Below are 15,176 nucleotides of genomic sequence, written 5' to 3' on the forward strand. Positions count from 1 at the left end.
GTTATCTAATAGTATGGAACTATCGTTAAAGGGGAAAACCGCCGTTGTCTGTGGAAGCACTCAGGGAATAGGATTGGCGACAGCCAGTGAGCTGGCAGCTTTGGGAGCAGAATGTATTCTACTGGCCAGGAACAAAGAAAGTCTGAAAATGGCAGTTGCCGAACTGGCTACTGAACATTTGCAGGAGCATAGCTATGTGGTAGCTGACTTCCGTGATACCAAACAGGTAGAACAGGCCATAAAAAGTATTACCGAGCGCAAAACGGTACATATACTTGTTAACAATACCGGCGGCCCCAAAGCCGGTCCGATCATAGAAGCAGACATTCATGAATTTACAGATGCCTTTCAGCAGCATCTGATCATCAATCATATATTGGTACAGGCAGTGATAGCCGGCATGACAGCTGCAGGCTATGGACGCATTATCAATATTGTTTCAACATCAGTTAAATCACCCTTAAAGAACCTGGGAGTATCCAACACTATCCGGGGAGGTGTTGCTTCCTGGGCGAAAACGATGGCGGGCGAATTAGCCCCCTATGGCATAACGGTAAATAATGTGCTGCCTGGCATGACTAATACAGCCCGCCTGCAGTCAATGCTGGAGTATAATGCCGATAAACGCAATACTACACTCAATAACATCGAGGAAGAGCTACTGAAAGAGATTCCCATGAAAAGATTTGGAGACCCTAAAGAGATTGCGGCGGCGGCAGCCTTTCTGGCTACACCCGCAGCAGCGTACATTACCGGCACCAACATATGTGTAGACGGTGGCAGAACTCCTGTACTTTAAACTTATAGTAATATAAAAGCCCCGGCATAAACCGGGGCCTAATTCATCACTTTTTACTATTACAAATTGAACAAGTGTGTATCTGAGATAACAAAAGTCCACATTCCTGTTTCATCCAGTAAAGCAAAAACGGAATTTTATTTACGCAAGCGGGAAAAGTATCCCGCTTTTTAGTTATTCCTTGTCAAACCACAGGCGCGTAGTCAAAGCATCTGCTCCCTGATTGGCGACAGCTGCTTTATAGTTGGTACCATTCAGCGCCTGCTCTGAAGACGGATATGTTAATCTTAAAGGTATTTTACCACTCAGATTACCGGTAAATGCGGCCGGTAATTTAGGGTAATCCAATCTACGCCACTCTGCGAAACCTTCCAGTCCGTCGCCAAACAGCGCCAGCCATTTCTGATCTCCAATTGACTGCTTGTAGTTAGCCGCATTGTATGCAACAGATGCCTGTGACAGGTAAGTAGCAACATTAGCATCACTTACATTATACTGCTTCAGAGAGGTTGTTACTGCCTGGGTATATAATGTCGCGGCATTACCGGATATCAAACCAACCTGTGCAGCTTCTGCTTTGATGAATAGTAGTTCAGCTGCATTGAACAGCACTGCCGGAGCAGTAGTTGCCGTAAATACAGCACCTACGTCGGAAGTTTTATTAAAGCCCAGACGGGATGCTGAGTCAGTAGCCAGACCATTTGTTACACCAATAATCTTATTTGTATCCCTTGGCATTGCTGCATATATAGTCAATCTCGGATCATTCAGGCTATTGAGCTTATCCACCACACTCTTACTAATTCTATAGTCATTCCGGGTCTCCCTGTTTCTGGCTACCGGATTCTGGTTTGGAGATGCCTGGTATACCAGTTGGGCGTTATCGCTATTGCTGACAATCAGGCTGGCGTCATCTGTACCTATTTCGTCAAACACTGCCTTTGCCGCAGCAAATTCTTTGTCAGAAATACGCAGGGCAATACGAAGCCGGAGGGAGTTGGCAAACTTCTTCCATTTGTTCATATCTCCGTTGTACAGAATATCTCCACTGATAGGATTAGCAGCTGGCGTAATGATGCTTGCAGCACCTTTCAATTCAGTCAGCAAGCCAAGATATACGTCTTTTTGCTTATCATAGGCTGGCGTTAAGTACCTTTCAATCCTTGCGGCTTCGGTATATGGAATATCCCCATAAAAGTCGGTCAGCACCTGGAATATCCATGACCGCATGATGATACCAACTGCTTTATAATTGGGATTCTGCAGGGTATCTCCCAACTCGATCAGTTTTGTGAAGTCAGCCACACCCTGCGCATAGAAGTTGTTCCATACAGTCTGGATACTGGTAGCAGCAGGAATGTACCTGTCAGGATCAGTATACTGGATTTTTGCCCAATACTGTACATACAACAGACTTGTTTCCATTGCCGCATCGTTACCCCAATAAGTATCCACATTCTGCTTGATACCATTTGTCAACAGGTAATCTGGCTGCACCTGCTCTGATTCGTTCGGGTTCTTGTTAATATCTTCCAGTTTAGAGCAGCTGCTCAAGAGAAGAGCGGCACCTGCAAGACCTAATATATATTTAACTAGTTTCATGATTTACTGCTTTAATCGTTTCAATTAAAAGGATACCCTCAGATTCAGACCAAGGCTACGGGTAGTAGGGATCTGCAATGTTTCCAGGCCTTGTCCGTTACCAGTATTGAACGCTGTTTCCGGATCAATGTTAGGCACCTTCTTATCAATATACCAGAGGTTACGTGCGGTAACCGTCAGGTTTACCGCCTGCAGTCCCCATTTTTTGATCAACTCCTGCGGGAGGGCATATCCCAGTCTTACTTCACGCAGCTTGATGAAAGAGGCGCTATATACACTACTCTCGTTGAGTGCAGAGCTATATACTGATTTATAGTAACGCTGTGCAGGCAGTATGGCCTCATTCTTCTTACCATCTGCGGTAACGCCGTCGAAGATCATACCATCATGATAAACAGTTTCGCCGTTGGGCGCTGCTGCGTTATGGTCTGTCAGACGAATAGCGGTACCATTAGTGCTGTTATTTGCATAGTAGTACGGGAGGCCACCATTTTCCGCGTCACGACCAGGCAGACTCGCCGCCAGTACACCAGTATAAATACCTGTATAGTTGGTACCTGACCAGATAGAACCACCCTGTCTTGTATCGATCAGGAAGCCCAGGGAGAATCCTTTGAAGGAGAAGCTATTATTTACACTACCAGTCCATTTCGGAGTAAAGTAGCCTAGTACTTTTTTATCGTTAGCGATCTGCGGCGTACCATTGGCATTGACCAGAATACGTCCTTCTTCATCGCGTGCATATGCTTTACCATACAGTGCGCCATAACGTTTGCCCATGCTGGCCAGTACCTGGATATTGCCGGAGCTACCCAGTACATAGTCATTCAGGTATCCTTCTTCATCCAGCGAGATTACCTTGCTGATGTTCTTCGCATAGTTGAAGTTAACATCCCAACGGAAACCGGAAGCAGTAGATACAGGGGTTGCACCTAATGTTACTTCAACGCCATGGTTATTGATTTCACCTCCGTTAAGCAGCTTTTTCAGATAACCCGTGGTCGCACTTACGTCTGCCAGCAGAATTTGGTTATAACTGTTAGAGGTATAATATGTGATGTCCGTGCGGATACGATCATCCAGGAAACTAGCTTCAAGACCTACTTCCGCTGCTCTTGTAAGCTCTGGTTTAAGATCTCTTTTCAGGTATTTATCATTTACAGTCAGCATTGGATTAGCGCCAAACGGCTGACTAAAAGGATATGTATTGATCAGGTTATAAGGATCAGTATCCTTACCTACCTGTGCCCAACCACCTCTGACCTTCAGGAGAGATAGCACAGGACTCTTAATATTCAGCGCGTCGCTTAATACTACAGCTGCATTCACAGACGGATAGAAGTAGGAGTTGTTCTCAGATGGCAGTGTGGAAGAACGGTCGTTACGTGCCGTCACATTCACATATGCCCAATCTCTGAAGCTCAGTTGAGCAGATGCGAAAGCACTATATACCTTCAGCTTGGTAAACAGGCTGGTAGAAATCAACGGATCTCTGGAGTTGGCTAGTGTATACACATCTCTTACTGCCAGTTTAGGTGCCTGCTGATAGTTTTGTTCATATTGGTTCGTGCGTTCATTCACACCTATCAGTCCGTCAATTGAGAAGTCACTGCTCAGCTTCTTCTTTGCATTCAGTGTAAATTCAAGGTTAGTTTCTGTTACTACATAGTTATCCTCTGTGTAAGACCCGAATGGTGTACCATTTGTGTAGAAGGCAACTTTGTATTTACGTTTGTCGTTGTAAGTATCTGTACCTACACGCAGGTTGGCAGATAACCAGTCTGTAATGTCGTATGAAAGGCGTGCATTACCGAAGAAACGGTTACGTGCCTGACCTACCGTATTTTCATTTTGTATCCAGTATGGGTTGCTGTAGTAACTGTGGTTCCAGTTGTAGTCAGTACCATCGGGATTTTTATAGTTACGCAGTAAACGGGTATCTACCTGGCGGCCAAACCAGATGAACTGCAGGGTAACACTGTTACCACGGCGGCCGTCTACACCCGGTAGGTTATCAGCCCCAGCTCTTACATAGTTAGCAAAGGTGCTCAATGTCAGCTTTGGCGTGATGCGGTAGGTACTGTTTAAAGCGAATGAGTTACGGGTAATACCAGTATTTGGCAGAATACCTTCCTGTTTGGTGTTATTATAAGAGAATCGGTAATCCAGCTTTTCGTTGCTGCCACCAACAGATACGCCGTTGTTTAAAGTATAACCTGTCTCATAGAAATCTTTTACGTTATCCGGATGAGGTACAAAAGGAACTGCCTCACCATTAGAGAAGAACTGGGGGATCAGGCGACCATCCATTTTAGGGCCCCAGCTTTCATCCACACCATCATTCAATCCACCGCCTTTACCGTCTACATAGGAGAACTGTCCGCCTGTACCCTGACCATATACGTCCTGGAACTTTGGCAGCACTAGCAGGCTTTCAAAGGTAGCGCTGGAATTAACAGTTACACCCAGGCCCTTTGCGCTTTTTCCTGTCTTTGTCTTAATCACCAGTACGCCGGCAGCAGCGCGTGAACCATAGAGAGCGGCTGCATTGGGGCCTTTCAATACGTTCAGTGATTCTATATCGTCTGGGTTCAGGTCAGATATTGCATTGGCAAAGTCCCGGCCACTACCTACACCAAGCTGGCTATTATCTACAGGTATTCCATCCACAACAAATAATGGCTGGTTATTACCTGCTACTGAAGTCTCACCACGGATGATAATGCGGGAAGAACCCATATTACCTTGGCTGTTGGTGATAGTCACACCGGCCAGTTTACCTGCCAGGGCATTTACCAGGTTGCTCTCCCGGGCTTCCGCAATGTCCTTTGACTTTAATTCCTGTACGGCATATCCCAATGATCGTTTTTCTCTGGTAATACCTAATGCTGTCACTACTACTTCATTCAGACGGCTTTCTGTACTTTCCAGGGCAACGTTCACAACTTTGCCGTTACCTACAACCTGGTCAACAGCGCTATATCCTATAAAAGAGAAATGAAGTGTATCTGTTGGACTGGCAGAAATAGAGAACTTACCATCTGCATCAGTACTGGTACCACGGTTTGTACCTTTTATGGTAACGATAACACCAGGAATACGCTGTGCATCAGAGCGGGCTGTTACCACACCAGACACTTTGTTTTCCTGTGCCTGAACACTCTGCAGACCCAGAAGCACAAATAACAGTATCGCAGCTGTTCTTTGTAATTGTTTAATCATTGTATCAGATTTATCGAGATTGTTATATGAAGGATTACTGGCCTGGCAGGCAAAGGAATGTCCTTGTCCGCCGGAGAAGACCGGTAGTTGCTGTTAGCTGGTTCCTATATTTGATTTAATTACTCTTGAAAGATGGCATCAATTTACTTGCACGAACAAGAAGCATGACACGTCCTGGTACAACACCCGGACATGGAAGATATGACATTGGTACAGACCCCTTTTGCAGCACCGTTATTTACCCTATAGGCTGTAAACATTTTTAATGTATGGCTTTAAGTACGGGACAAAATTAACATACATTTAGTAATCTACAAAGCGAGTAGACTAAATAGACTGAAATAATATTTATTTCAGTACAAATCAGATTGATTATTAACAAGATAGCACTTATGGATTTTCTTCACTTAATAGGCCAGCATCCTGTAATTGCTTTTTGATGGCCGGGTTACTGCCATATTTAGTTATAGCCACCTTCAGGTTTTTAGCGTCCAGAGTTAGGGGATTATATTGGTCGCTGAACGCGTTCGCAAAAGCATTCCCATTAATAAGATTCATCCACAGGTAAAAGGGCTCGTACCGGCCATAGCCACGATACTGCCAGAACTTGTCCATCTCGCCGGTAAAACGAGTCAGTCCTTCGCTAAACCCCTGTTCCGAAACTTTACTGATAGGTATTTTACGTTTTTGTGCATCCAGCCGCTCCTTTCTGTATAAAGTGATACTGAAATGAGAACCAGTATCTTTTCTGGCGGCATTCATTGCATCCTGCAAGGTTTTGTAAGCGTCGTCAGCGCCATCGGCACAGAACATGACCAGGGAATCCTGCTCTTTGAAGTATTTAAAGGTGGTACAAAAATATAAATCATCCTCTGACATGTGGAACATATAAGTACGCCCATTAGCATTCATACGCTTGACCGCAATATGCACCAGTCCATCATCTTTTTTCCCTCCGCCTGCCAGCTTCACTTCTCTTGAGGGAATACCGGCATCTCCTATTACCAGCTCGTCATCACTAATCTTAATATGACAAATAGGCGAAGCGCCGGCAGTACTGGTATACCAATCTCCCTTCTGCGCAAATAGAGAGATGGACATCAAACATGCTAAGGATAAAATATAATAAAAGCGGAATATTTTGGGTGTCATAAACAGCAGTTAAAGGGTTATTCGCTTTGTTGCATCAATGTAAATAATATTTTCTTCTGACCTTCATCGAGACTGGAACTATTGGTTGAATCTACCGGTATATAGTGCCGTTTAAATGCTTTGATAACGGCCGAAGTATCTCTGGTGTCGTAGCCGACAATACGTAATGCCTGCCGGCTGTTAAAATCCACCGGTAATATCACCTTGGAGGTATCTCCATACCAAAGGCCAAAACCTTTTTCTGAAAGTTGCTGCCAGGGGAACCAGGCACTTGGATCTACCTTACGGCCAGGTGCAATGTCTCCATGACCTATGAAGTTGGCAGCAGGGATGTTATATCTATGTTTAAGGGTATCCAGCAGTACTAATAGACTATTAATCTGTTGTGGCTGGAAAGGCGTCAGGCCATTATTATCGAGTTCTATACCGATAGAACAAGAGTTCATATCTGTCACATTGCCCCATTTAGACACACCTGCATGCCATGCCCGCAGATAATCATTCAGCATCTGCGTGATGGTACCATCTTTACAAACTACGTAATGCGCACTTACCTGCGTGCGGGGTAGTGTAAAGGTGTTAAAAGTCGTATCACAGGAGCCCTGGGCCGTATGATGAATAATTACGTAATTGGGCTTACGCATATTAAAATTGGTCGTTCCTATCCAGCTTGCCGGTATTGGTGCACCACTGGCAGGTATAGGGGTCGGCTCTGCTTTTAGTATACTAGCATACTGTTTGGCCTGTTGCCGGTATATTTTATTGGTTGCTGCGTAGGGTTTCGGGGCACAACTATATATGGTTGCTGCGATTACCCATAATAGTAAACAGACATATTGCGTCATCGAATGCTTCTTTGGTAATTTAATTTAATGATTATCTATTAATTAATAACAAAGCCCGGCTCCTTTTAGGGGAGCCGGGCTTGATTTATGCCGCTAAGGGAAGTTTTATCTCTTTAACGCTGGTATCTTATTTAAGTTCTTGTGTGAGGGAGTAAGGCACATTGCCTTCTGCAACACCTCTTGACTTGTTTGGAACTGCATCCATATCGACATTGATGACAGCACCTTTCATCAATTCGTTGTGATCCAACCAGTTATTACTATAAGGTTTACCATTCAGGGTAACGCCTTTGATGTAACGGTTAGCCTCGTTATTTTTAGGTGCAGAGATCACGACTTTCTTTCCTGACTCCAGGGTTACAGTTGTCTTCTTGAAAAGTGGTGCCCCAACTACATACTGCTGTGTACCAGGACATACCGGGTAGAAGCCCATAGACGAGAACACATACCATGCAGAAGTCTGACCATTGTCTTCATCACCGCAATAGCCATCAGGAGTTGCTGTATACATACGGTTCATTACCTCTCTCAGCCAATATTGTGCTTTCCACGGCTGACCTGCATAGTTGTACAGGTAGATCATGTGCTGAATAGGCTGGTTACCATGTGCATACTGCCCCATGTTCATAATCTGCATTTCACGGATCTCATGGATAGTACCACCGTAGTAACTGTCGTCATATACCGGAGGCATAGAGAATACGGAATCCAGCATAGAAACAAATGTCTCTTTACCACCCATCAGATTGATCAGTCCCTGTACATCATGGAATACTGACCAGGTGTAATGCCAGCTATTACCCTCGGTAAATGCATCACCCCATTTAAAAGGATTGAAAGGTGTCTGGAATTTACCGTCTTTGTTCTTACCACGCATCAGCTTAGTCTCATTATCAAACACATTACGATAATAGCGAGCCTGTTTTGCAAACCTGTCTACTTCAGCAGCAGGACGGTTCAGCGCCTTTGCCAGCTTATAGATTGTAAAGTCGTCATAAGAATATTCCAATGTACGAGCGGTGTTCTCATTTACATTAACATCGTAAGGCACATACCCCAGTTCATTGTAATATTTAACACCTGCACGACCAACGGATGTCAGTGGACCCGCGTTGTCTGCATTTTTCAGCAACGCTTCATAAGCTACATTAATATCGAAACCTCTGACGCCCTTTAAATAGGCATCAGCTATCAGGGAAGCAGAGTTAGAACCGATCATACAATCGCGGTGACCAGGGCTTGCCCACTCCGGCAACCATCCACTTTCTTTATAAGCATTCACCATACCTTCCATGATATGCGCATTCATAGACTGGTACATCAGGTTGAAGAACGGGAAGGTAGCGCGGAATGTATCCCAGAAACCATTGTCTGTGAACATGTAGCCCGGCAATACCTGACCATTGTATGGAGAATAGTGCATTACTGCGCCTTTTGCATCATATTCATAGAACTTGCGAGGAAACAGCATTGTACGATAGAGGCAGGAATAGAAAGTGCGGGTTTGCTCGTAAGTGCCACCTTCTACTTTAATACGGCCCAACTCTTTGTTCCAGGCTGCCTTTGCCTTATCCTTCACCTGATCGAAGTTGCTGCTGCCAATCTCTGACTGCAGGTTTAATTCTGCCTGCTCAGGACTAATGAAAGAAGAGGCTACTTTTATGTTTACCTTCTCCCCTTTCGCAGTAGCAAAACCAATTACAGCACCTACGTGTTTATCCTGTGCTTCTGCCTCACCCTGCTTCAACTCACCGTTCTTGAAGGTAGCAACGTAGGTGAATGGCTTATCAAAAGTCAATACAAAGTAGTTCTTGAAATTAGCAGGTACACCACCACTATTTTTGGTTGTATACCCCACAATCTTACGTTCAGATTGTAAAACCTTTACATAAGATCCTTTGTCTAATGCATCGAGTACCAGGAATGCGCTATCTGTCTGAGGATAGGTGAGGCGGATCGCTGCTGCTCTTTCGGTTGGTGTTATCTCGGTGGTTACATTATGGTCAGCCAGATATACACTATAGTAATAGGGCTTAGATACTTCCGATTTATGAGAAAACCAGCTTGCTCTGTCGTCTTCCTTAAATTTCACCTTCCCGGTTACAGGCATGATGGCAAACTGTCCATAATCGTTGATCCAAGGACTAGGCTGGTGAGTTTGCTTGAAACCGCGCAGTTTATCAGAAGCGTAGGTATAAGCCCAGCCATCTCCCATCTTACCTGTCTGCGGCATCCAGAAGTTCATACCCCATGGTGTGGCAATAGCAGGATAAGTGTTTCCTGTAGAGAGGGAAACTTTAGAATCGGTACCCATCAGTGGGTTCACCCACTCTACCGGATCGGTTACACTGTTGACGGTCTGTGCCTTTACCCAGCACGACGCCAGCATAAGGGCAGATAAGATAACTCTTTTCATGTTGAGACTGAATGGAATTTTAGCTTTTATGTATCTGTAAAAATAGCGTTTCGACTGAAAAGTACTAGTTTATTTTATAAATGGCGATACTATGACCAGTGGCGCGGCTAAAATGTTTTAGCTTTGTATGAATTATCAGACCGTCTTTATCAAAAACCTAATATGTTTTGTTATGGGAATAAACCTGCCCCCCAACTGTCCAGTCAAACGATAGATTTGAGTTGCCGGCAGATTAAATAAGACCATGTGAGTGAATAACATACCAGAAATACAGCATCTGCCGTTCTATTACCGTTCGACGCAAATCAGCCTTCATATCAGCATTATTCCTGTTCTACATATAAGCTATAATGAACTTTGAACATATGATCAGACATTTTACGATAGCCGCGAAAGTGGCCCTAGTGGGTATTTTCTGCAGTGTGCTGCTTTATGCCTGCCGTAAGAACGACGCCGGCAAGATCGATAACACCACGCCAACCTCCTCTTCAGTAGTAAGTGACGAAGACTCTCTGAAGTATCTTATGTACCGCATCATGCAAGTGACGTACATTAACGGCGGCCGTAATAAGACTACTGACCTGCCTACTTACCTCTGGTACAACCAGGTACCCCAGCTGGACCCTTCCAGTAACAGCTATACTTCTGCAGAAGATCTGCTACAGGCTATCAAAGGATATGCTGTGACGAACGGTGAATTAATGGACCGCTATAGCTTCCTCGACCGTACCGGAGACCTGTCCAATTCCCTGCAGGATGGTCTATCTGAAACCTTTAATAAGGTAAGCGCTACAGGCAATTTCGGAATGGAAGTCAGCTATGCCTCCGACGGTAATCAGTCATTTCTATATATTGTATATGCTGACAAGAACTCGCCTGCCGGTAAACAAGGACTGACACGGGGCGACGAAATTATCGCTGTCAATGGTGATACCAACATCTCCTATGACAACGGCTCCAATGTACAGAAGGTAACCAACGCCATTTACTACGCTCCTTCTGTAACCTTGCGGGTTAAAAAAGCTGTAACTGGTACTATAGCTAACTACTCCCTGCAGGCCGGAACTTTTAGTATTAACCCAGTATTGTTTGATACTGTATATACAGTAAATAATCAGAAGACAGGCTATTTTGTACTATATACTTTTACAAATACCTATAATAGCCAAGGCACGGCAACGCTGACCAAAACCAGCCTGGATAGACTCTTTTCCAAATTCAAGGCCGCAGGTATCACCAACCTGATCGTAGACTTCCGTTACAATGGCGGGGGATCGGTAACGACGGCTGAATACCTGGATAGCGCTATTGCACCTGCATCAGCAGCAGGCAAAACAATGTACTATTACAAGTACAATGACAAGCTGACGGCCAACATTGATGGAACAGGACTGGAAACCAACGTGCAGTTCCCGTCTGTAACCGGCGGATTGTCATTGAATAACGTATTCTTCATTACCTCTTCGCAAACAGCATCCGCCAGCGAATTAACGCTGAATAACCTGTTACCTTACATGAATGTGAAACTTGTCGGAGATACTACTTACGGTAAGCCCGTAGGATTTATCACGTTTAATATTTCAAAGTATGATAGCACACATACCAAGCAACGCCTTGCCGATCTGTATGCTATCAACTTTGCTACTGAAAACGCGAACCGCACAGGCGGGTACTATAAAGGTATCGCACCTGACCAGGTGGCCAATGATTATATCAATGTACCTTGGGGATATCATACTGATGATGATAACCTTGATCGGATTTTTAATTATATCAACACTGGTAGCTTTGCCCGAACCTCCGCTAACGCCAGGGTGCTTACCCAGACCGCGGCTTCTCAACGTTCGGCTATACAGCATTCCATTACGTCTCCAAGATTTAACGGGATGGTAGACTACCGCAGAAGTAAACAAATCCAGTAAAGACTATCAACGATGCTGATCGTAATAATTAGCGACCAGCTCGTAGCCTAACAATAATCTGTCCGCTGACGTGAGCGGGGTGGTCGCTGGTAAACCTGCTGCCTCTTCCAATTGCGTCGGCGTTCTTATTCCTACTACTGCCGCCCTTACAGCTGGCTCGCCCAGGATATAACACATCGCTGTCTGTGCAGGTGTACGCTTATCTTCCGAAAACCTGACAACTGCGTCTGCCATCTTCCTCACGTCTTCTGCACTATAGTTCAGGTAGGCTTCTGCTGGCTTGCCGGCTAATAATCCCTTCGCCACACTACCCCTTGCCAGTACCCCTACATTGTGCTTATCGAGTAATGGTAACATATCTTCTTCCGGGCGCCTGTCCAGGAGACTATATTGCATCATGACACTACTTAAATTAGAACGGTGTACCCACTCCCGGATCACATTAGGCCTGATGGACGAAATACCATAGTAACGGATCTTACCTATATGCTGCAATTGCTCAAAAGTGGCAACAATATCATCAATAGGGTCTTCAAGCGTACCGCCATGTAACTGATACAGATCTATATAATCTGTACCCAATCTACGCAGGCTCTCATCTACCGCTTTCACAATATATTCAGGCGAAGGATTCCAATCCCATCCGCTTCCGTCACTACGCCACTGATTTCCTACTTTAGTTGCAATGATCGCGTCGCCCCTGCGGTCTTTAAGGGCCTGACCTAATTGCCGTTCATTTTCTCCTTGCTGATACAGATCTGCGGTATCAAAGAAGTTAATTCCTTTATCAAGTGCCTGTCTGATTAACTGCTCATTTTCAGTGGCATTATTACCCAGGGACATACATCCAAAAGCGATTTCACTGATATCCAGATTAGAATTGCCTAGTATATTGTAGTTCATAGAACTAATTTAAGCATTTCCCTCCATCCTGTCTATTGCTAATACAGTTACATTTTATCACGGGAAGCAGCCTTTACTACCGCCTCGGAAATAGTATGAATATATCCGTTGACTGGCCTGTATAGGTGTTTGATCTGCGTATACCGTTTATTGTTAGCCATTCCTTTTATATGTACATCCCCATCCAGTAACTCTTTATACTTCAGCTTAATTACCATATACTGATGCCCGTCATCTCTGAACAATGGATGTGTTGGTGGATATATGTCCCGCCAGGCCTGCTTGTCGGTACCTGCAATTTCATAGAAACAACTAATACCCTTCCCCTCAATGTAGGGCGCGAAATACCTTACTACAGATAAACTTATCAGCGACTCCCATTTTCTCCAGGGGAACAACAAGGCCACCTGGTCAACCAGCAGCTCGCCCATGATCCCGTCAGCGGCAGATACCGGAGCAACAAAGACGTAAGCGTCAACATTCTTTGCGTCAAGCCCCTTCTGTATAGATTGATTGTTCAGCAATGTCTTACTGTCTGAACTTAGCAGCATACGCAGGTGCTGTTCCAGGAATATACTACCTGTTACTTCGTCAGGTAGCAAAGGAATACCGCCCTTATTACCTCTCAGTACCACTTCTTCATAATATAGCCTGTAGCTGTCTTCCTTACATTTACCCGGGTATAATACATAGGCGGCTGCAATCTCTTTTGTATATTCATAGCCACTACCCTGCATTTTTCTATTGTAAATCGCTTCCTTATAGTTGCTCATTTGCTCAAGGTCTTCTACTAACGGAACATCCATATTCCCGTACTTCTCTGACTCCCTGAATCTATATTTGGCATCAAACAGATAGGTGAGATATAAATTACGTGGCTGGTCTTTTTTACCGATCCGAACAATAATATCCGGCCGTACCAATCCTTCCACTGTGCCTGCATTTGTTTCGTTAAAGTCTGCTGTATACCGCAGTTCCTGATACAATTCCACCACGGTTCTGTCCTTGCAATTGAAGGTAATTTTCGATTGCATGTCCTTTGGTGGGGAAAGCCGGAAACCGGCATCTTTAATAACCGGCATTTTGGTAATATCAGGCGTAACACCAGTAATACGCTTCAGCAAATCTGTTATCGCCAGGAAACACCAGATCTGATATAGGTAGGCTATATCCTTCAATTCAATCTTATATAATCCATCCAGTAACCTGTAGCTTTTTTCTAAAGCCTGCCAGCTCTTAAAAAGGCCCGCATATCCTGCTCTGAGCCTCAACACCTGTGAGGGTAACCTGCGGCCATCAAACTTCTTCACAGATTTAAAAATCCGATGCTTCAATACCGGCCGTAGGGCCTCGCCAAAAAACTCAAGCTGAACCTGGTATTGCTTGGATATCCGCTTAATACTATTGTCTTTGACTACTTGCCTGTATATCTGGTCATAATCTGAAAGGATATCCAATAGCATGTATTTCACGAATCTGTTCTCATAATTATCCTCTATAAGCTGCGTGCCTGATACCTCGAAATACTGGGTAGGATCACCCGCCAGCAAGTCCATTTTATACGCTACCGCCCCTTTGGGCTTCTTTATTTTCCGTGCCTTTACCGGATGCTTTACGATACCAAAAGTCTTATATGGATCATCAATAATAATTCTCACATTTCTTAGTATAGCACTGTAGAGATTACTGAAAATTGTCCACCATACGATGTTGCTTGTATCAATACCTTTCAGCTCAAAATTGTGATAGGTCTTTTTCAGGTAGTCAAGCGCCAGATGAGGGTAAATAATATCTATCTGCCGCAGCATTGCCGGGAAATGCTGCTTGAAGTTCAGCTTTACCGGAAACACTTCAAACCGGAAAGTGACATGATACGGTATAGTCCTATAGTGATAGTAGATGTGCAGCTCATAATAGCCGGGTTCGTCTCTGAAGTTAAGTAATGCTGAAGCATTCCAGGTGTCCACCGCTGTTAATCGCATGTGAAATTGCCGTTCTTCGCTTTTTAATCTGGTAAAGATATATGGACGTATGACCTCTCCCTTGAAGTCCAGATCAAAATAGTAGCCTGTATTATTGAAAAATACCGGATGTATAGCCCTGCTTATGTCCGACTGCTTAAATCCGGTCACGTCACTTCTCCAGATAAAAAACTGCTCATACGGGGATGAGAACTGGTAGGAAGTGACAAAGCACTCAGGCCCATGACATTTTTCTGCAGCATGGTACATCTTTATGAAATCAAGATCATCTGTCCCGTCCTGCAATCGTACATCCAACACAAAATGTTCATGCTCTATATATAGTATCTCCAT

Annotated in this window: 9 protein-coding genes; 2 read left to right on the forward strand and 7 right to left on the reverse strand. The window is 44.4% G+C overall.

The features are described from left to right. Nucleotides 1-13: 13 nt before the first annotated feature. Nucleotides 14-799, forward strand: a complete 786-nt coding sequence (locus K1Y79_RS08865) for an SDR family oxidoreductase (RefSeq protein WP_220249618.1) — start codon at nucleotides 14-16, stop codon at nucleotides 797-799. Between the two features lie 174 nt (nucleotides 800-973). Here the strand turns inward: K1Y79_RS08865 and K1Y79_RS08870 are convergent, their stop codons facing one another. The 5 genes from K1Y79_RS08870 to K1Y79_RS08890 form a co-directional block, all read right to left on the reverse strand. Then, the gene (locus K1Y79_RS08870) at nucleotides 974-2,401 is read right to left on the reverse strand and encodes a SusD/RagB family nutrient-binding outer membrane lipoprotein (protein WP_220249619.1); all 1,428 of its coding nucleotides are present in this window, start codon (nucleotides 2,399-2,401) and stop codon (nucleotides 974-976) included. Nucleotides 2,402-2,425: 24 nt separating this feature from the next. After that, on the reverse strand, nucleotides 2,426-5,623 hold the full coding sequence (locus tag K1Y79_RS08875) for a SusC/RagA family TonB-linked outer membrane protein (RefSeq protein WP_220249620.1): 3,198 nt from the start codon (nucleotides 5,621-5,623) through the stop codon (nucleotides 2,426-2,428). Nucleotides 5,624-6,013: 390 nt separating this feature from the next. Further along, on the reverse strand, nucleotides 6,014-6,724 hold the full coding sequence (locus K1Y79_RS08880; RefSeq protein WP_220249621.1) for a hypothetical protein: 711 nt from the start codon (nucleotides 6,722-6,724) through the stop codon (nucleotides 6,014-6,016). A gap of 68 nt (nucleotides 6,725-6,792) precedes the next feature. Continuing rightward, complete coding sequence (locus K1Y79_RS08885; RefSeq protein ID WP_220249622.1) at nucleotides 6,793-7,620, reverse strand: N-acetylmuramoyl-L-alanine amidase; 828 nt, start codon at nucleotides 7,618-7,620, stop codon at nucleotides 6,793-6,795. A gap of 127 nt (nucleotides 7,621-7,747) precedes the next feature. Beyond that, the gene (locus K1Y79_RS08890) at nucleotides 7,748-10,036 is read right to left on the reverse strand and encodes a GH92 family glycosyl hydrolase (RefSeq protein WP_220249623.1); all 2,289 of its coding nucleotides are present in this window, start codon (nucleotides 10,034-10,036) and stop codon (nucleotides 7,748-7,750) included. A gap of 365 nt (nucleotides 10,037-10,401) precedes the next feature. On the opposite strand from K1Y79_RS08890, the gene K1Y79_RS08895 reads away from it, so the two are divergent. Continuing rightward, the gene (locus K1Y79_RS08895; protein ID WP_220249624.1) at nucleotides 10,402-11,958 is read left to right on the forward strand and encodes a S41 family peptidase; all 1,557 of its coding nucleotides are present in this window, start codon (nucleotides 10,402-10,404) and stop codon (nucleotides 11,956-11,958) included. A gap of 6 nt (nucleotides 11,959-11,964) precedes the next feature. Here the strand turns inward: K1Y79_RS08895 and K1Y79_RS08900 are convergent, their stop codons facing one another. Continuing rightward, a complete protein-coding gene (locus tag K1Y79_RS08900) occupies nucleotides 11,965-12,861 on the reverse strand; it encodes an aldo/keto reductase (RefSeq protein ID WP_220249625.1) in 897 nt (298 codons plus the stop codon). A gap of 47 nt (nucleotides 12,862-12,908) precedes the next feature. Next, entirely contained in the window at nucleotides 12,909-15,176 is a 2,268-nt protein-coding gene (locus tag K1Y79_RS08905) for a DUF2357 domain-containing protein (RefSeq protein ID WP_220249626.1), read from the reverse strand.

The organism is Chitinophaga rhizophila, from assembly GCF_019492185.1.
In the GTDB taxonomy this organism is placed as follows: Bacteria; Bacteroidota; Bacteroidia; order Chitinophagales; family Chitinophagaceae; genus Chitinophaga; species Chitinophaga rhizophila.

What these genes read in the sequence shown, in the direction of transcription:
- K1Y79_RS08865 (WP_220249618.1), top strand. Translation starts at nt 14, where the DNA reads ATGGAACTATCGTTAAAGGGGAAAACCGCCGTTGTCTGTGGAAGCACT.
- K1Y79_RS08870 (WP_220249619.1), bottom strand. Translation starts at nt 2,401, where the DNA reads ATGAAACTAGTTAAATATATATTAGGTCTTGCAGGTGCCGCTCTTCTC.
- K1Y79_RS08875 (WP_220249620.1), bottom strand. Translation starts at nt 5,623, where the DNA reads ATGATTAAACAATTACAAAGAACAGCTGCGATACTGTTATTTGTGCTT.
- K1Y79_RS08880 (WP_220249621.1), bottom strand. Translation starts at nt 6,724, where the DNA reads ATGTCCATCTCTCTATTTGCGCAGAAGGGAGATTGGTATACCAGTACT.
- K1Y79_RS08885 (WP_220249622.1), bottom strand. Translation starts at nt 7,620, where the DNA reads ATGACGCAATATGTCTGTTTACTATTATGGGTAATCGCAGCAACCATA.
- K1Y79_RS08890 (WP_220249623.1), bottom strand. Translation starts at nt 10,036, where the DNA reads ATGAAAAGAGTTATCTTATCTGCCCTTATGCTGGCGTCGTGCTGGGTA.
- K1Y79_RS08895 (WP_220249624.1), top strand. Translation starts at nt 10,402, where the DNA reads ATGATCAGACATTTTACGATAGCCGCGAAAGTGGCCCTAGTGGGTATT.
- K1Y79_RS08900 (WP_220249625.1), bottom strand. Translation starts at nt 12,861, where the DNA reads ATGAACTACAATATACTAGGCAATTCTAATCTGGATATCAGTGAAATC.
- K1Y79_RS08905 (WP_220249626.1), bottom strand. Translation starts at nt 15,176, where the DNA reads ATGGAGATACTATATATAGAGCATGAACATTTTGTGTTGGATGTACGA.